This is a genomic window from Kitasatospora sp. NPDC101447 (genome assembly GCF_044767225.1).
In the GTDB taxonomy this organism is placed as follows: Bacteria; Actinomycetota; Actinomycetes; order Streptomycetales; family Streptomycetaceae; genus Kitasatospora.
Genome location: NZ_JBIWNL010000053.1, coordinates 17,931 through 34,357, shown reverse-complemented (window position 1 = coordinate 34,357; position 16,427 = coordinate 17,931). Strand labels below are relative to the sequence as shown.

Sequence of the window (16,427 nt, the reverse complement as noted above, 5' to 3'; positions counted from 1 at the left end):
GGCCGGAGCCTAGGCCGGGACGGGTTCGGCGACGGTCTCGGGCTCGGCGGCCTGCTTGGCGCGGTCCTTGGCCTCGCGGCGGGCGAGGATCCAGACGCCGACCGGGATCATCGCCGTGAACAGCCACCACTGGATGGCGTAGGCCATGTGCGGGCCGATGTCGGAGTGGTTGGGCTCGGGGATCAGCTGCGGCTGGTCGGCCGGGGCCGGGGTGGTGGCGGAGAGTTCGAGGTAGCCGCCGAGGAGGGTGGCGCCGGTCTCCTTGACCTGCTCGGCGGTGTTGATCAGGTTGAACTGGCGGTCCGGCAGGCCGGACCGGTCCTTGATGCCGCTGGCGCCGTAGGTCTCGTCGGCGCGCATCCGTCCGGTGACGGAGACCTCACCGGTGGGGGCGGCGGGGACGGGCGGGTACTCGGTGGCGGTGGCGCCGGAGGCGACCCAGCCGCGGTTGACCAGGACGCTGCCCTTGCCGTCGGAGAGCTTCAGCGGGGTCACGACGAAGTAGCCGATCGTGTCCCCGCTGGAGTCGGTCCGCTTGCGGACCACGAACTCGTGTGCCGGGTCGTACTGGCCGGTGGCGGTCACCGCGCGCCAGGTGAGGTCCTTGGGGACCGCGAAGCCGGGCGTCGGGGACAGCGTGTCGAAGGGGACCGGGGCGTCCGTGAGGGCCTTGCCGATCAGCTCGTTCCGGGCCACCCGCGCCTCGTGGCGGTGCAGCTGCCAGAAGCCCAGCTTGATCGTCGCGGGGATCAGCAGCAGCGCGATCAGCATGGTGATCAGCCACTGGCGGGTCAGCAGAAAACGGTACACATGGGAACGGTACGCCGACCTCACAACGGGCTCACGCACCGGGGTGCGGGGCTACCTCGCGCAGCAGCTGCAGGAAGGCGTCCTCGGTGACCACCGGGGTGCCGACCTCACGGGCCTTGCGGGCCTTGCCGCTCCAGCTGTCCGGTTCGTTGGTGACCAGCAGGCTGGTGAGGCGGCTCACAGAGGTGGCGATGTGCAGGCCGGCCTCGACGGCGCGGTCCTCCAGCAGCTCGCGGTCGGTCGCGGTGTCGCCGGTGAAGGCCACCCGCATGCCCTGGACCAGCGGCTCGCCGTCCTGCCAGCGTCCCGGGTTGGGGTGCGGGCAGGGCGGGCGCTTCTTGGCCTGGCGGTAGTTCGCGCCGGTCCAGGAGGCGCGGCCGGGGGCGGCGGGCTCGTCCTCGCCGAGGTCGGTGACCGCGACGCAGTTCTGCAGCGGCAGCGGGACGCCGCCGAGGCGGGCGAGGTGCAGGCTGGGGCGGAAGGCCTCGGCGAGCACCCGGGCGTCGTCCAGGGCGTTGTGGGCGTGGCGCTGCCGGACGCCGAAGTGCGCGGCGAGCGAGGCCAGCTTGCCGTTGGGCAGCGGCAGGCGCAGGTCGCGGGAGAGGACCATGGTGCACAGCCGCTGCTCGACCGGGGCGTGCAGACCGGCCCGGGAGAACTCGCGGGAGATCATGTTCCAGTCGAAGAGCGCGTTGTGCGCGACCAGGACCCGGCCACGCAGCCGGTCGGCGAACTCGTCGGCGACCTGCGGGAAGGTCGGGGCGGAGGAGAGCAGCTCGGTGGTCAGGCCGTGGATCCAGACCGGGCCCGGGTCCCGCTCGGGGTTGACCAGGGTGTACCAGTGGTCGGTGACCTCGCCGTCCGGGTCCAGCTGGTAGACGCCCGCCGAGATGACGCGGTCCGTACGGCCGAGACCGGTGGTCTCGACGTCGACGACCGCGAAGCCCTCGGTGGGGGCGGCGGAGCGCTGTGCGGGGACCGGGGCGGTCCTCGGCGCGGGCTGGATCGGTTGCATGGTCCAACAGGATAAGGGGCGGGGCGGAGGGGCCCGGCCGGAATGTTCCGACCGACCGGCCGGAATAGAGTGGTCGACGGGGGTGTCGTACACCTGGTCGAGTTCGTTTCAGTTAAGGACAGCGCATGCGTGCCACCGTGATCCACGGCCCCAACGACATCCGGATCGAGGACGTACCGGACCCGGTGATCCAGCACCCGACGGACGTGGTGCTCCGCGTGCTGAACGCCTGCATCTGCGGCAGCGACCTGTGGGCGTACCGCGGGGTGGCCCAGCGGGTGGCCGGCCAGCGGATCGGGCACGAGTTCCTGGGCGTGGTCGAGGAGGCCGGCGCCGAGGTGCGCGGCTTCGCCAAGGGCGACCTGGTGCTGGCGCCGTTCGTCTGGTCGGACGGGACGTGTGATTTCTGTCGCGAAGGCCTGCACACCTCCTGCCCGTACGGCGGGTTCTGGGGGCAGGTCGGCTCGGACGGCGGACAGGGCGAGGCCGTGCGGGTGCCGTTCGCGGACGGGACGCTGGTGAAGCTGCCGAAGGAGGCGGCCGGTGACGAGAAGCTGCTGCCCGGGCTGCTGGCGCTGTCGGACGTGATGTCGACCGGGCACCACGCGGCGGTCTCGGCGCGGGTGCGGCCCGGTTCGACGGTCGCGGTGGTCGGCGACGGCGCGGTGGGCCTGTGCGGCGTCCTGGCGGCGCACCGGCTGGGCGCGGGCCGGATCATCGCGCTGGGCCGGCACACCGCCCGGACCGAGCTGGCCCGTCGCTTCGGGGCGACGGACGTGGTCGCCGAGCGCGGGGACGCCGCCATCGAGGCGGTCAAGGAGCTGACCGGGGGCCAGGGCGCGCACGCGGTGCTGGAGGCGGTCGGCACCGAGGAGTCGATGCGGACGGCCGTCTCGATCGCCCGCGACGGCGGCGCGGTGGGCTACGTCGGGGTGCCGCACGGCGGCAGCGCGGGCGTGGACATCGGTCAGATGTTCGGCCGAAACGTTTCGCTGAACGGTGGCGTCGCCCCGGCCCGCGCGTACATCCCCGAGCTGCTGCCGGACGTGCTCTCCGGGGCCATCGAGCCGGGCCTGGTGTTCGACCGCACGGTCGACCTGGACGGCGTGCCGGACGGCTACCGGGCGATGGACGACCGCTCGGCGCTGAAGGTCCGGATCGCCTTCTGACGCGTCGTCACGAGGGGCGGCACCGCTGGTCGGTGCCGCCCCTTTCGCATGCGCCGGGGGTGGTCCGAAGGGGTGCAAGTGGTCGTTTTCGGCCATTCGGGTGGCGCGAGGGGGTGAACGCCTGGCTGATCGCGGTCAACTCCTATCCGGTATGGGCACGACGCTCCTAGCATTGCGCGGCGCGTCAGCCACATGTGACGCCCCTCACGTTCGATCGTTCCCCTGTGTGCCAGCTACGCCGAAGGAGTGAGGAGAAAGAGTGGATTCGCCGCCGATCACCACTGCCCCCACGGAAGTCCAACTCATCGACGACAGCGAGGAGTTCCGTACCCTCCGGCGCTCGTTCCGGAGCTTCGCCTTCCCGGTCACCATCGGCTTCGTGCTCTGGTACCTGCTCTACGTCCTGCTCTCCTGCTACGCCCCCGGCCTGATGCGCGCCAAGGTCGCCGGGCACGTCAACGTCGCCCTGGTGCTCGGGCTGCTGCAGTTCGCCACCACCTTCGCGATCGCCGCCTGGTACGCCCGCTACGCGGACCGGCGGATCGACCCCGCCGCCACCGCGATCCGCGAGGCGCACGGTGCCGTCGTCCACGCCCCCCGGGAGTCCGCCGAATGACATTGCTCTCCAGCTCCGCCACCGAGCACCGCGGCCTGACGATGACCCTGTTCGGGGTCTTCGTGGTGGCCACCCTGGTCATCACCGTCTGGGCCGGGCGGCAGAACCGGAGCGCCTCCGACTTCTACGCCGGCGGCCGCGGCTTCACCGGCTTCCAGAACGGTCTGGCCATCTCCGGCGACTACATGTCCGCCGCCTCCTTCCTCGGCATCGCCGGGCTGATCGCGCTCAACGGCTACGACGGCTTCCTGTACTCGATCGGCTTCCTGGTCGCCTGGCTGGTCGCGCTGCTGCTGATCGCCGAACCGCTGCGCAACTCCGGCCGCTTCACCATGGCGGACGTGCTCGCGTTCCGGATGCGCCAGCGTCCGGTGCGCACCGCGGCCGGCGTCTCCACCATCGTGGTGTCGATCTTCTACCTGCTCGCCCAGATGGTCGGCGCGGGGGCGCTGGTGGCGCTGCTGCTGGGAGTCACCGGGGACGGCGCCAAGCGCTGGACCATCCTGGCGGTGGGCGCGCTGATGATCATCTACGTGGTGATAGGGGGCATGAAGGGCACCACCTGGGTGCAGATCGTCAAGGCGGTCCTGCTGATCGCCGGTGCCGCGCTGATGACCGTCCTGGTGCTCGCCAAGTACCACTTCAACCCCTCCGAGCTGCTCGGCGCGGCGGCCTCCGCCAGCGGCAAGGGCGCAGCCTTCCTCGAACCCGGGCTGAAGTACGGCGCCAGCGACACCTCCAAGCTCGACTTCATCAGCCTCGGGATCGCCCTGGTGCTCGGCACCGCCGGCCTGCCGCACATCCTGGTCCGCTTCTACACCGTCCCCACCGCCAAGGCGGCCCGGAAGTCGGTGCTCTGGGCGATCGGCATCATCGGCGTCTTCTACCTGATGACCCTGGCGCTCGGCTTCGGTGCGGCGGCCCTGGTCGGCCGCAGCGGCATGGTGGCCGTCGAGGGCAAGACGCCGTCCGGGAACACCGCGGCGCCGCTGCTCGCCGAGCAGCTCGGCGGCGGGGCCGGGACCACCGGCGGGGCGATCATGCTCGCGGTGATCTCGGCGGTCGCCTTCGCCACCATCCTCGCCGTGGTCGCCGGGCTCACCCTCGCCTCCTCGGCCTCCTTCGCGCACGATCTGTATGCCAACGTGATCCGGCGCGGGAAGGCGAGCGAGAAGGAGGAGGTGCTCTCGGCGAAGTGGGCCGCGGTGGTGATCGGCGCGATCTCCATCGTGCTCAGCCTCTACGCCGGCAAGCTCAGCACCGCAGCCTTGGTGGCGCTCGCCTTCGCGGTGGCCGCCTCGGCGAACCTGCCGACCCTGCTGTACTCGCTGTTCTGGAAGCGCTTCACCACCGTCGGCGCGGTCAGCTCGGTCTACGCCGGCCTGATCTCCTCGGTGGTGCTGGTGGCGTTCTCCCCGGTGCTGTCCGGGAGCGAGAAGTCGCTGTTCCCGCACGCCGACTTCCACTGGTTCCCGCTGGAGAACCCCGGCCTGGTCTCCATCCCGATCGGCTTCCTGGCGGGCTGGCTCGGCACCCTGCTGTCCACCGAACGACCCGACCCGGCGAAGTACGCTGAACTGGAGGTCCGCTCACTGACCGGACTGGGCGCCCATTGATCGTTCCGCGATGACTATGCTGGCCCGGCCCGCCGTGACGGTGGCCGGGCCGGCCGCATCTCGGGGAAGGACGCACGTGCTGCTCGACAGCTTCGGACGACAGGCCGTGGACCTGCGGGTCTCCCTCACGGACCGGTGCAACCTGCGCTGCACCTACTGCATGCCCGAGGAGGGCCTGCAGTGGCTGGCCAAGCCGGAGCTGCTGACCGACGAGGAGATCGTCCGGCTGGTCACGATCGCCGTGCGCGACCTGGGCGTCCGCGAGGTCCGCTTCACCGGCGGCGAGCCGCTGCTGCGCCCCGGACTGGTCCCCGTGGTCGCCGCCTGCGCGGAGCTGGAGCCCCGCCCCGAAATCTCGCTGACCACCAACGGCATCGGCCTGGCCCGCACCGCGACGGCGCTGCGCGAAGCCGGCCTCGACCGGGTCAACGTCTCGCTGGACACCCTCGACCCCGAGGTGTTCCACACCCTCACCCGCCGTCGGCGCCACCAGGACGTACTGGACGGGCTGGCCGCCGCCGAGGCCGCCGGGCTGGCGCCGGTCAAGCTGAACGCGGTGCTGATGCGCGGGGTCAACGACCACGAGGCGGGCGACCTGCTGGCCTGGTGCCTGGAGCGGGGCTACGAGCTGCGCTTCATCGAGCAGATGCCGCTGGACGCCCAGCACGGCTGGGACCGCTCCTCGATGGTCACCGCGGAGGAGATCCTGGAGCTGCTCCGCGCCCGCTTCGCGCTCACCCCGGAGCCCTCCGGCAGCCGGGGCGCGGCCCCCGCCGAACGCTGGCTGGTGGACGGCGGCCCGGCCCGGGTCGGCGTGATCGCCTCGGTCACCCGCCCGTTCTGCCGGGCCTGCGACCGCACCCGGCTGACGGCCGACGGCCAGGTGCGCAACTGCCTGTTCGCGACCGGGGAGACGGACCTGCGCACGGCGCTGCGCTCCGGCGCGGACGACGCCGAGCTGGCCGCGCTGTGGCGGGCGGCGATGTGGGGCAAGAAGGCCGGGGCCGGGATCGACGACCCGGAGTTCCTCCAGCCGGAGCGGCCGATGTCCGCGATCGGCGGCTAGGACGGGGCCGGCGAGCGGGTCGCGGTGGTCGGCCTGCGCCCGGTGTGCTGCGCCGGGGTGCGGTCGGGTCGGGGCGCGGTCAGGCCGGGGTGCCGGGCTCGGGGGTCCAGTCGGCGAAGGCGACGACCTCCTTGAGGAAGCCGCGCACGCCGAGGAACTGCGACAGGTGCTCGCGGTGCTCGTCGCAGGCGAGCCAGGTCTTGCGGCGGTCCGGGGTGTGCAGCTTGGGGTTGTTCCACACCAGCACCCAGCCGGCGTCCGCCCGGCAGCCCTTGGCGGAGCAGATCGGCGTCTGCGGGGTGTCCATCGGGCCGTCCTCAGCGTTAGGCGGGAAGAATGCACCGCCAGTCTGTCACGCCCGGTCGGGACGACCGGATCCGGGCATGGCGACGCCGGGCAGCCACGGGGGGAGCTGCCCGGCGTCGGTCCGTCGCTCCGACGGGGGATGCGGAGCGCGTACGCAGTATGTCACGCCACGACCCCCGGATGGGGAGGTCTTGCATGATTAATCTGAGCTTCTTTTGAGCTTTCGCCGAGCGGGGCGCGGGCGAAGCGGGGTGAAAAGGACGGTCAGTTCACGTCCTGTGAAGGATCGGTGGCAGAGGCCTTTGCCTCTCCTGTACCGGCAGTCGCACCCGCCCCACCCCTCCCACCGGGGCCCAGCATCAGCGGGGTGTCCGAGGGGATGTCGAAGGTGCTCGGCAGGCCCGGGGCCCGCTCCCGTCCGGCGTTCGCTATCAACACGGCGAAGTAGGGCAGCAGCACGCCGCCGGCCAGTGCCACGAACGCCAGCCAGCGCTGGACGTCCCACAGCACCACCGCGAGCAGTACGCAGACGGTGCGGAGCAGCATCGAGACGACGTAGCGGCGCTGGCGCCCCCGGACGTCCTCGCTGAGGCTGCTGCGCGCCCCCGTGATCCGGAAGACCCGGCCGTCGCCGGCGCTCTTGCCCATGTGTCCTACCGCCCTCGTCGCGCACCCGCGCGCCTGGCCGCGCGGCCTCCTCACGGTACGCCCGGGTTGGCGGGGCGACGAGACCGGGTGGGGCGGACCCACCCGGTCGGGTGCCCGATGGGCCTGTCCGGCGGAGCGGACGGGCCGGCCCGGGGCGGCCGGCGGGTGTGCGCGTCGAGGGCGCGCGTCGGGTGGGCCCGTCGGAGGCCCGCCGGGGGCGGGTGCCCGGCTACGAGCGCCGGGAGAGGTACTGCGGCGGTACGGCGTCGGTGAGCCAGACGCCGTTCTCGCTGACCCGGAACTCGTGGCCGGCCGCCGCCATCGCGGCGGCGTTCACCGTCAGCACCACCGGGCGGCCGTGCCGGGCGCCGACCCTGGTCGCCGTCTCGGTGTCGGCCGAGAGGTGGACGTCCTGGCGGGCCATCGGGCGCAGGCCCTCGCGGAAGATCGCCGCGAGGTGCCGGTCGGCGGTGCCGTGGTAGAGCACGTGGGGCGGCACGGCGGCGGCCAGACCGAGGTCGACCGCCACCGTGTGGCCCTGGTTCGCGCGGATCGAGAGGCCGTCCGGTGAGTAGCCGAAGCGGCGCTTGTTGTTGGTGGTCACCACGTGGTCCAGCTCGACCCGGGTCAGCCGGTTGCCCTTGGCCGCCAGCGCGGCGAGCAGCACGTCGATCCGGACCCAGCCGGCCTCGTCCAGCGTGACACCCACCCGGTCGGGGTCGTGCCGCAGGATGCGGGCCAGCATCTTGCTGGTCTTGACCAGCCGCTTCTCGTCCATCATGTCTCTCGTATCCCCCGTCGGTCAGTGGCTATGAGGCCTGGCTGACCGAACTCATGTTGAAGTCCGCGACACGCACGGGTGGCATCGCGGTGCGGGTGAACCAGTCGCTCCACTCGCGGGGCAGGCAGTGCTCGGTGCGGCCCACCTCGGTGATCCGGTCCAGGAGGTCCACCGGGGACTCGTTGAACCGGAAGTTGTTGACCGCGCCGACGACCTCGCCGTTCTCCACCAGGTAGACGCCGTCCCGGGTGAGGCCGGTGAGCAGCAGCGTCGCCGGGTCCACCTCGCGGATGTACCAGAGGCAGGTGAGCAGCAGGCCGCGTTCGGTGCGGGCGATCATCTCGTCCAGGGTCGGCGCCGACTCCTGGCCGGCCGTCTCCAGGACGAGGTTGTCGATCGCCGGACGGACCGGCAGCCCGGTCAGGCCGGCCGAGTGGCGGCTGGTGACGAGGTCGTTCAGCACGCCCCCGCGGATCCACTCGGTGGCGGCGACCGGTTCGCCGTTGTCGAAGACCGAGGCGTCCCCGCCGGTGGAGTGCGTGAGCACGAACGGCGGGGCCTGCAGGCCGGGCTCCTGCGGGTCGGAGCGCAGCGTCAGCGGCAGCCCGCTGAGCTTGTCGCCGATCCGGGTGCCGCCGCCGGGCTTGGAGAACACCGTCCGGCCCTCGTGGGCGTCCCGGCCGCCGCAGGACCAGCTGAGGTAGACCATCAGGTCGGCGACGGCCGACGGCGGCAGCAGCGTCTCGTAGCGGCCGGCCGGCAGGTCCACCTTGCGGGCGCCCCAGCCGAGGCGCTTGGTCAGTTCGGTGTGCAGGGCGGCGACGTCGACGTCGGTGAAGTCCCGGGTGGCGGCGCCGATCCAGGCCGAGCCGGACAGGTCGGCGGTCTTGGCGTTGAACTCGACCATGCCGGTGGGCTGGTCGTGGCGCAGCCGCAGGCCGGTGGAACTGCCCAGGTAGCTGGAGGTCACCTCGTGCCGGGCGAAGCCGTACAGCAGCTCGCCCTGGGCGGCGGCGCAGGCGAAGGCCTCGCCGAGGGCCGGGCCGAAGGCGTCGAAGACCGCGATCGAGGTCTCCGCGGGCGGCTCGGTGAAGTCCGGGGACGCGGGCCGGTCGGCGACCAGGGGCTGGGCGTCCTCGGCCGGGCCGGCCGCGCGGGCGGCCTGCTCGGCGGCCCGGACCAGGCCCTCGACCTCCTCCGGGGTGACGGCGTCGCGGGAGACCACACCGGAGGCGGTGCCCTCGGCGCCGGCGACGGTGGCGATCACGGTCAGCCGGCGGCCGCGGGTGACGCCGTTGGTGGTCAGGGCGTTGCCCGCCCAGCGCAGGTTGGCGGTGGAGTCCTCGTCGGCGATCACCACGCAGCCGTCGGCGCGGGAGAGGCCGAGCGCCAGCTCGACGAGTTCGTGGGGCTGCATCGCGGTCATCAGTGACCCGCCTCCTGCTGGGTGTTGAGCACGTTGACGTTCCGGAACAGCGCCGACGGGCAGCCGTGGCTGACGGCCGCGACCTGACCGGGCTGCGCCTTGCCGCAGTTGAAGGCGCCGCCGAGGACGTAGGTCTGCGGGCCGCCGACCGCCGCCATCGAGCCCCAGAAGTCGGTGGTGGTGGCCTGGTAGGCGAAGTCCTTGACCTGGCCCGCGAGTTCGCCGTTCTTGATGGCGTAGGCGCGCTGCCCGGTGAACTGGAAGTTGTACCGCTGCATGTCGATCGACCAGGAGCGGTCGCCGACGATGTACAGGCCGTTCTCCACGTCGGCGAACAGGCCCTCGGTGTCCGGGCCGTCGGCGGCCGGCCGGAGCGAGACGTTGGCCATCCGCTGGACCGGGACGTGCGCCGGGGAGTCCGCGAAGGCGCAGCCGTTGGAGCGCTCGAAGCCCTTCAACTTGGCCATGCCGCGGTCCAGTTGGTAGCCGACCAGGACGCCGTCCCGGACCAGGTCCCAGGACTGGGTGGCGACGCCCTCGTCGTCGTAGCCGATGGTGGACAGGCCGTGCTCGGCGGTGCGGTCGCCGGTGACGTGCATCAGCTCGGAGCCGTACTTCAGTGAGCCGAGCTTGTCGAAGGTGGCGAAGGAGGTGCCGGCGTAGGCGGCCTCGTAGCCGAGCGCGCGGTCGAGCTCGGTGGCGTGGCCGATCGACTCGTGGATGGTGAGCCACAGGTTGGTCGGGTCGATGACCAGGTCGTAGCGGCCGGCCTCGACGCTCGGGGCCCTCATCTTCTCGGCGAGCAGGACGGGCAGCTCGGCCAGCTCGGCGTCCCAGTCCCAGCCGGTGCCGGTGACGTACTCGTAGCCGCGGCCGACCGGCGGGGCCAGCGTCATCATCGAGTCGAAGGCGCCGGTGCGCTCGTCGACCGAGGTGGCCTCCAGCTCGGAGTGCACCCGGATCCGCTGCTGGGTGGTCACCGTGCCCGCGGTGTCCGCGTAGAACTTGTTCTCCTGGATGGTCTTCAGGGCCGCCTGGACGTGCGAGACGCCCTCGGCGGCCAGCAGCCGGGAGCTGCGCTCGGCGAGCAGCGCGGTCTTCTCGGCGTCCGGCACCTCGAAGGGGTTGACCTCGTACGCGGAGACCCAGGTGACGTCCCGGTGGACCGGCTCGTCGGCCAGCTCGACCCGCTCGGTGGAGCCGGCCGCCCGGCTGATCCCGCCGGACAGGCGGGCCACCGCGACGGCCTGCTCGGCGACCTTCGCCGCGGCGGCGGTGGTGAGGTCCACGCCGGCGGCGAAGCCCCAGGCGCCGTCCAGCAGCACCCGGACGGCGAAGCCCAGCTGCACGCCGTCGGAGGTGCCGGCCGGACGGGCGTCGCGCAGCCGCCAGGAGGCGCTGCGGATCCGCTCCAGACGGAAGTCGGCGTGGTTCGCGCCGAGTTCGCGGGCCCGGGTGAGGGCGGCGTCGGCGAGGGTGCGCAGCGGCAGGGCGAGGAACAGCGGGTCGACGGCGCGCCCGGTCGGGGCGCCGGAGCGGTCGGCCGGAGGGATCGGAGGCAATCGGGCTCCCAGGTCGCGGAGGGTGGCGGTGCGGCGCCACAGGGGCGTCCGCACCGCATCATTCCCGTCCACCGGGCTTCCGGCCAGCGCATTTCGTCCGGTGCGCTGCGGTTTCGGCCAGTACGACCGTCAGACCGGCAGCCTTTTCGGGCCGTCGACCACCTCCGTGGCGGGAGCGGTCGGGGCCCGCGCCGCGGCGGGCCGTCAGCCGACGGACTCCCACCAGCCGTCGAGCTCCGGCGGGTTGTCGACGTCCACCCGCTCGCCGGGGCGCGGCACCGCCAGCGGGACGGCGTGCGCCTTGGCCTCGTCGACCAGCCGCTCGATCGGCTCGGCCCACCGGTGCAGGCCCAGGTTGAAGGTGCACCAGTGGACGGGCACCAGCAGGCCGGCCGTCAGGTCCCGGTGGGCGAGGACGGCGTCCTCGGGGGTCATGTGGATGTCCGCCCAGGCCGCGTCGTAGGCGCCGATCTGGACCAGCGCGGCGTCGAACGGGCCGTGCTGCTCGCCGATCCGCGCGTAGCCCTCGAAGTAGCCGGAGTCGCCGGTGTAGAACACCTTGCGGTTCGGGCCGGCGATCACCCAGGAGCCCCAGAGGGTGGTGTTGCGGGTCAGCCCGCGGCCGGAGAAGTGGTGCGCGGCGGTCAGGGTGAGCACCAGCTCGCCCAGGTTGCAGGTCTCGTCCCAGTCCAGCTCGATGATCCGGTGCTCCGGGACGCCCCAGCGGCGCAGGTGGGAGCCGATGCCGAGCGGCACCGCGAAGGGCGCGGACTGGCTGCGCACCAGGCGCTTGACCGTCGCCATGTCCAGGTGGTCGTAGTGGTCGTGCGAGATCAGCACCGCGTCGACCGGCGGCAGCTCCTCCAGCTCGACCGGCACCGGGTGCAGCCGCTTGGGGCCGATGTGCGCGGAGGGGGAGCAGCGGTCGCTCCAGACCGGGTCGAGCAGTACCCGGAAGCCCTCGATCTCCACCAGCGCGGAGGCGTGCCCGTACCAGGTGATCTCCACGCCCTCGGCGGCCGGACCGGGCGGGGTGGCCGGGCGGACGGTCGGCACCGGGTGGGCGGGGACGCGGCCCTCGCGCTCGAAGAGCATCCGGCGGGCGGTGGCACCGTCGAAGCCGGGGGCCCCCGAGGTGCGGGCGAGCGTGGAGGGCGCGTTGTGGAAGACGCCGTCGCGGTACTGCGGGGAGTTGCGCACCCGCTCCTCGCGTTCGCCGTCCGGCCGGCGTCCGAACGCCGCCGGAAGGTCACGCAGCGACCAGGCGGCCGTGCCCAGGCCGGCCGCCAGGGCGGTGAGGGCCAGCAGTCGTCCGCGTCGGGAGGTGTTCCCGGGCCGTGCCTTGGTCATCCGCTCTGCCTTCGTCGCTCGCCGGGATGGTCGGGTGAACGGTACGGCAGGTTCCGGGCCCGCCCGTACCGAGGGGGCAACGGGTGCGCCCGCCCGTGTTGTTCCCGTACAGTCCCGCCGATCCGGGCCGGGCCCGGGGCCTGGGCGGTTTCGCCGGGACGGCCCGGGGACGGCGGGCACGCGTTGTCGGATTGCGACAGTTCCTTCGGTGCGGCGCTGTGGGAGCCCGATGCGCCGACACCGCCGACCGCCCGATAGCGTCACACTGCGTACGCAATCCGACGTACCGCTCACACACGGAGAGAGGTGGATCGTTGAGCCGCTCGGTTCTCGTCACCGGAGGAAACCGGGGCATCGGCCTCGCGATCGCCCAGGCCTTCGCCGAGGCGGGCGACAAGGTCGCCATCACCAGCCGCTCGGGCGAGGTGCCCGAGGGCCTGGAGAAGTACGACGTCCTCGCGGTCCGCTGCGACATCACGGACGCCGCACAGGTCGACGCCGCCTTCACCGAGATCGAGCAGAAGCACGGCGCGGTCGAGGTGCTGGTCGCCAACGCGGGCATCACCAAGGACACCCTGCTGCTGCGCATGTCGGAGGAGGACTTCACCTCCGTCGTGGACACCAACCTGACCGGCACCTTCCGGGTGGTCAAGCGCGCCTCCAAGCTGATGATGCGCGCCAAGAAGGGCCGTGTCGTGCTGATCTCGTCCGTGGTGGGCCTGTCCGGCTCGCCGGGCCAGGCGAACTACGCCGCCTCCAAGGCCGGCCTGGTGGGCTTCGCCCGGTCGCTGGCGCGCGAACTCGGCCCGCGCAACATCACCGTCAACGTGGTCGCCCCCGGCTTCGTCGACACCGACATGACCGCCGTGCTCAGCGACGAGCGCCGCGCGGAGATCGTCGCGGGCGTGCCGCTGGGCCGCTACGCTGCGCCCGCCGAGGTCGCGTCCACCGTGCGGTTCCTCGGGTCGGAAGAGGCCGCGTACATCACCGGAGCCGTCATTCCCGTCGACGGCGGATTGGGCATGGGTCACTGATCATGAGTGGAATCCTCGAAGGCAAGCGCATCCTGATCACCGGCGTGCTGATGGAGTCCTCCATCGCCTTCCACGCCGCGAAGCTCGCGCAGGAGCAGGGCGCGGAGATCATCCTCACCGCCTTCCCGCGCCCGAGCCTGACCGAGCGGATCGCCAAGAAGCTGCCGCACCCGGTCAAGGTGCTGGAGCTGGACGTCTCCAACCCGGAGCACCTGGCCGGCATCGCCGACCAGGTCCGCGAGCACCTGCCGAGCCTGGACGGCATCGTCCACTCGATCGGCTTCGCCCCGCAGGACGCCCTGGGCGGCAACTTCCTGAACACGCCGTGGGAGTCCGTGGCCACGGCGATGCACGTCTCGGCGTACTCGCTGAAGTCGCTGACCATGGCGCTGCTGCCGCTGATGCAGGACGGCGGCTCGGTGGTCGGCCTGACCTTCGACGCCCAGTTCGCCTGGCCGCAGTACGACTGGATGGGCCCGACCAAGGCCGCCTTCGAGGCGACCAACCGCTACCTCGCCCGCTACCTGGGCGAGCGCGACATCCGCTGCAACCTGGTCTCGGCCGGTCCGCTCGGCTCGATGGCCGCCAAGTCCATCCCGGGCTTCGAGCAGCTGGCCGACACCTGGAACCAGCGCTCCCCGCTGAAGTGGGACCTGAGCGACCCGGAGCCGGCCGGCCGCGGCATCGTCGCGCTGCTGTCGGACTGGTTCCCGAAGACCACCGGCGAGATCATCCACGTCGACGGCGGTCTGCACGCCATCGGCGCCTGACACCCCGCCCGTACGCCGCTGCCCGGCACCCCTCCCGCAGGGGGTGCCGGGCAGCGGCGTTCCGTCATGCCCGCACGTCGGCGACGTGCGACGGCCCGCGGTGCCCGGGGGTCACCCCTCGGTCGTCCCGCAGGCGCCGATGGCGCGGCCGGCCTCGACCGAGGCGCGCTGGGCGTCGCGCGCCCGGATGGCCTCCAGGATGGTGTCGTGGCCGATGTAGCGCTCGGCGATCAGCTCGGGGCCGACGTCGTGCCGCAGGTGCTCACGGGTGACCTCGCCGAGGTCGGCGTAGACGGCGAGCAGCACGTCGTTGTGGGAGGCGGCCACCACGGCCTGGTGGAAGGCGGCGTCGGCCTGGACGAAGTCCTCGGCGTCACCGGAGTGCCAGGCGTTCTCCCGGCGGGCCAGCGCGCCGTCCAGCAGCTCCAGGTCGCGCTCGGTGCGGCGCCGGGCGGCCAGGCCGGCCGCCGACGTCTCCAGCGCCGCCCGCAGCTCGGCGACCTGCGCCTGGTCGGCGTCGGCGAACCGGCGGTGCATCACCCCGGCCAGTTCGCTGGTGGCCAGCACGTAGGTGCCGGAGCCCTGCCGGATGTCGAGCAGGCCGTTGTGCGCGAGGGCGCGTACGGCCTCGCGCACGGTGTTGCGCGCGACGCCCAGCTGCTCCACCAGGGCGGCCTCGGTGGGGATGCGCGAGCCCACCGGCCACTCCCCGGAGGTGATCTGGGCGCGCAGCTGGGCGATCACCTGGTCGGACAGCGGGGTGCGCCTCGGCGAGGACAGCGCCACGGGGACTCCTTGCGACTACGGCTCGGGGCGGCCTTGGTGGAACGTGACCGGTGGATGAACGGTCGGCACATCATGCCAATTCCAGGGTGCATCAATTCATCCCATCATTCTATGATGGCGCACATGCCCGCAGCAGAGACCACCGCTTCCCCGCGGAACGAGGCCGGGCCGCAGACCGAGCGGCCCGTCGATTCCGCCCCTTCCAAGACCCCCTCCAAGTACCTCGGCGTGCTCTTCGCCGTCGCGATCGCCGCCGCCGCCGTCAACCTGCGCCCCGTGGTCACCAGCCTCGGGCCGCTGCTCGACCCGGTCCGCGCCGACCTCGGGATGAACCCGACCCTCGCCGGGCTGCTCACCGCCGTCCCGTCGCTGTGCTTCGCGCTGTTCGGCTTCGCCGCGCCGGCCGCGGCCCGCCGGATCGGCCCGATCGCGGTGGTCACGGCCGGCATGGCCGCCATCACCGCGGGCGTGCTGGCCCGCTCCTTCGCCGGCGGCACCGCGGTGTTCCTGCTGCTGACCGCGCTCGCCCTGGCCGGCGTGGCGGTCGCCAACGTGCTGCTGCCGGTGGTGATCAAGCGGTACTTCCCGGAGAAGGTCGGCCCGATGATCGGCCTCTACTCCATGGCGCTGTCCGCCGGCACCGCGCTCGCCGCGCTGGTCAGCGTGCCGCTGACCAACGCACTCGGCGGGGACTGGCGCCACGGCCTGGGCGCCTGGGCCGGACTGGGCGCGCTCGCCCTGGTGCTGTGGCTGCCGGTGCTGATCGCCAAGCGCGAGCGCGGTGAGCGGGCCGCCGGCGCCGCCGCCCCCGCCAGGCTGCCGATCACCCGCAGCCGTACGGCCTGGGCGCTGGCCTGCTTCTTCGGCCTCCAGGCCACCGGTGCGTACGTGGTGATGGGCTGGCTGCCGAAGATCTTCCAGGACTCCGGTGTCGACAAGGGCACCTCGGGGGCGCTGCTCGCGGTCACCATGGTGGTCGGCGTGCCGGTCTCCTTCGTGCTGCCCAACCTGGCCGCCCGGCGCGGTGACCAGCGGCTCTTCGTGGTGGTGCTGGCCTGCTGCGGCATCGCCGGCTACACCGGTCTGGCACTCGCCCCGGACGGGGCGCCGTGGGTCTGGGCCGTCCTGGTGGGCCTGTCGAACTGCGCCTTCCCGCTGGTGCTGACCATGATCGGGCTGCGGGCCCGGACGGCGGGCGGGGTGGCCCAGCTGTCCGTCTTCGCGCAGGGCGTCGGCTACCTGATCTCCGTCCTGGGCGTGATCCTGATCGGCCCGATCTACCAGATCACCGGCGAGTGGTACTGGCCGCTGGGCTTCCTGGCGCTGCTGCTGGTGCCGCAGATGCTGTTCGGCCTGCGGGCCGCCCGGCCCCGCCACATCGAGGACGAGGCGGTCCGTCCGGCGGCGGCCGTCCGGGCCTGACACCGGGCGGCCGGGGCCCGGGCTCTTCGGGGTCGGGCCCCGGGGTCGGT

Annotated in this window: 16 protein-coding genes; 7 read left to right on the top strand and 9 right to left on the bottom strand. The window is 72.7% G+C overall.

The genetic code is table 11. From position 1 onward, the window contains the following. Window positions 1-9: 9 nt before the first annotated feature. A complete protein-coding gene (locus ACIRST_RS39480; RefSeq protein WP_396546794.1) occupies window positions 10-810 on the bottom strand; it encodes an SURF1 family protein in 801 nt (266 codons plus the stop codon). A gap of 31 nt (window positions 811-841) precedes the next feature. Continuing rightward, window positions 842-1,825 (bottom strand): DEDDh family exonuclease, encoded by a 984-nt coding sequence (locus ACIRST_RS39475; protein WP_350525274.1) that lies wholly within the window; start codon window positions 1,823-1,825, stop codon window positions 842-844. 125 nt (window positions 1,826-1,950) lie between these two features. Here ACIRST_RS39475 and ACIRST_RS39470 point away from each other — a divergent pair, with 125 nt between their 5' ends. From ACIRST_RS39470 to moaA, 4 genes are all read left to right on the top strand, one after another. Then, on the top strand, window positions 1,951-2,994 hold the full coding sequence (locus ACIRST_RS39470) for a zinc-dependent alcohol dehydrogenase family protein (RefSeq protein WP_402809062.1): 1,044 nt from the start codon (window positions 1,951-1,953) through the stop codon (window positions 2,992-2,994). A gap of 259 nt (window positions 2,995-3,253) precedes the next feature. After that, window positions 3,254-3,610 carry a DUF485 domain-containing protein gene (locus ACIRST_RS39465; RefSeq protein WP_350525272.1) on the top strand — a complete coding sequence of 119 codons (357 nt, stop codon included), beginning with the start codon at window positions 3,254-3,256 and terminating at the stop codon, window positions 3,608-3,610. Continuing rightward, on the top strand, window positions 3,607-5,226 hold the full coding sequence (locus ACIRST_RS39460) for a cation acetate symporter (RefSeq protein ID WP_350525271.1): 1,620 nt from the start codon (window positions 3,607-3,609) through the stop codon (window positions 5,224-5,226). The genes ACIRST_RS39465 and ACIRST_RS39460 overlap by 4 nt, the downstream gene beginning before the upstream one ends. 76 nt (window positions 5,227-5,302) lie before the next feature. Next, window positions 5,303-6,292 (top strand): GTP 3',8-cyclase MoaA, encoded by a 990-nt coding sequence (gene moaA, locus ACIRST_RS39455; protein ID WP_350525270.1) that lies wholly within the window; start codon window positions 5,303-5,305, stop codon window positions 6,290-6,292. A gap of 79 nt (window positions 6,293-6,371) precedes the next feature. On the opposite strand, the gene ACIRST_RS39450 is transcribed toward moaA, so the two are convergent. The 6 genes from ACIRST_RS39450 to ACIRST_RS39425 form a co-directional block, all read right to left on the bottom strand. Next, window positions 6,372-6,599: a hypothetical protein gene (locus ACIRST_RS39450; RefSeq protein WP_350525269.1), complete on the bottom strand. Its 228-nt coding sequence runs from the start codon at window positions 6,597-6,599 to the stop codon at window positions 6,372-6,374. Between the two features lie 263 nt (window positions 6,600-6,862). After that, window positions 6,863-7,246: a DUF3099 domain-containing protein gene (locus tag ACIRST_RS39445; RefSeq protein ID WP_402809058.1), complete on the bottom strand. Its 384-nt coding sequence runs from the start codon at window positions 7,244-7,246 to the stop codon at window positions 6,863-6,865. A 229-nt stretch (window positions 7,247-7,475) separates the two neighbouring features. Further along, window positions 7,476-8,024, bottom strand: coding sequence for an RNA 2'-phosphotransferase (locus ACIRST_RS39440; RefSeq protein ID WP_350525315.1), 549 nt, complete (start codon window positions 8,022-8,024; stop codon window positions 7,476-7,478). Between the two features lie 31 nt (window positions 8,025-8,055). Continuing rightward, the gene (locus tag ACIRST_RS39435) at window positions 8,056-9,453 is read right to left on the bottom strand and encodes a metallopeptidase TldD-related protein (protein WP_402809055.1); all 1,398 of its coding nucleotides are present in this window, start codon (window positions 9,451-9,453) and stop codon (window positions 8,056-8,058) included. Further along, window positions 9,453-11,006, bottom strand: a complete 1,554-nt coding sequence (locus ACIRST_RS39430; RefSeq protein WP_350525314.1) for a TldD/PmbA family protein — start codon at window positions 11,004-11,006, stop codon at window positions 9,453-9,455. The genes ACIRST_RS39435 and ACIRST_RS39430 overlap by 1 nt, the downstream gene beginning before the upstream one ends. Window positions 11,007-11,219: 213 nt before the next feature. Further along, window positions 11,220-12,365, bottom strand: a complete 1,146-nt coding sequence (locus ACIRST_RS39425) for an MBL fold metallo-hydrolase (RefSeq protein ID WP_350525266.1) — start codon at window positions 12,363-12,365, stop codon at window positions 11,220-11,222. A 314-nt stretch (window positions 12,366-12,679) separates the two neighbouring features. Between ACIRST_RS39425 and fabG the strand changes: the two genes are divergently transcribed. Together fabG and fabI are read left to right on the top strand one after the other, a co-directional pair. Then, window positions 12,680-13,399, top strand: coding sequence for a 3-oxoacyl-[acyl-carrier-protein] reductase (fabG, locus tag ACIRST_RS39420; RefSeq protein WP_350525265.1), 720 nt, complete (start codon window positions 12,680-12,682; stop codon window positions 13,397-13,399). A gap of 2 nt (window positions 13,400-13,401) precedes the next feature. Beyond that, the gene (fabI, locus tag ACIRST_RS39415; protein WP_350525264.1) at window positions 13,402-14,169 is read left to right on the top strand and encodes an enoyl-ACP reductase FabI; all 768 of its coding nucleotides are present in this window, start codon (window positions 13,402-13,404) and stop codon (window positions 14,167-14,169) included. Between the two features lie 111 nt (window positions 14,170-14,280). On the opposite strand, the gene ACIRST_RS39410 is transcribed toward fabI, so the two are convergent. Then, complete coding sequence (locus ACIRST_RS39410; protein ID WP_350525263.1) at window positions 14,281-14,955, bottom strand: FadR/GntR family transcriptional regulator; 675 nt, start codon at window positions 14,953-14,955, stop codon at window positions 14,281-14,283. A gap of 123 nt (window positions 14,956-15,078) precedes the next feature. Here ACIRST_RS39410 and ACIRST_RS39405 point away from each other — a divergent pair, with 123 nt between their 5' ends. Further along, complete coding sequence (locus tag ACIRST_RS39405) at window positions 15,079-16,377, top strand: MFS transporter (RefSeq protein WP_350525262.1); 1,299 nt, start codon at window positions 15,079-15,081, stop codon at window positions 16,375-16,377. Window positions 16,378-16,427: the final 50 nt, after the last annotated feature.

Bases quoted from the DNA above. Each gene is read 5' to 3' on its own strand.
- ACIRST_RS39475 (WP_350525274.1), bottom strand. From the start codon at position 1,825: ATGCAACCGATCCAGCCCGCGCCGAGGACCGCCCCGGTCCCCGCACAG.
- ACIRST_RS39450 (WP_350525269.1), bottom strand. From the start codon at position 6,599: ATGGACACCCCGCAGACGCCGATCTGCTCCGCCAAGGGCTGCCGGGCG.
- ACIRST_RS39440 (WP_350525315.1), bottom strand. From the start codon at position 8,024: ATGGACGAGAAGCGGCTGGTCAAGACCAGCAAGATGCTGGCCCGCATC.
- ACIRST_RS39435 (WP_402809055.1), bottom strand. From the start codon at position 9,453: ATGACCGCGATGCAGCCCCACGAACTCGTCGAGCTGGCGCTCGGCCTC.
- ACIRST_RS39460 (WP_350525271.1), top strand. From the start codon at position 3,607: ATGACATTGCTCTCCAGCTCCGCCACCGAGCACCGCGGCCTGACGATG.
- ACIRST_RS39405 (WP_350525262.1), top strand. From the start codon at position 15,079: ATGCCCGCAGCAGAGACCACCGCTTCCCCGCGGAACGAGGCCGGGCCG.
- ACIRST_RS39445 (WP_402809058.1), bottom strand. From the start codon at position 7,246: ATGGGCAAGAGCGCCGGCGACGGCCGGGTCTTCCGGATCACGGGGGCG.
- fabI (WP_350525264.1), top strand. From the start codon at position 13,402: ATGAGTGGAATCCTCGAAGGCAAGCGCATCCTGATCACCGGCGTGCTG.
- ACIRST_RS39425 (WP_350525266.1), bottom strand. From the start codon at position 12,365: ATGACCAAGGCACGGCCCGGGAACACCTCCCGACGCGGACGACTGCTG.
- ACIRST_RS39470 (WP_402809062.1), top strand. From the start codon at position 1,951: ATGCGTGCCACCGTGATCCACGGCCCCAACGACATCCGGATCGAGGAC.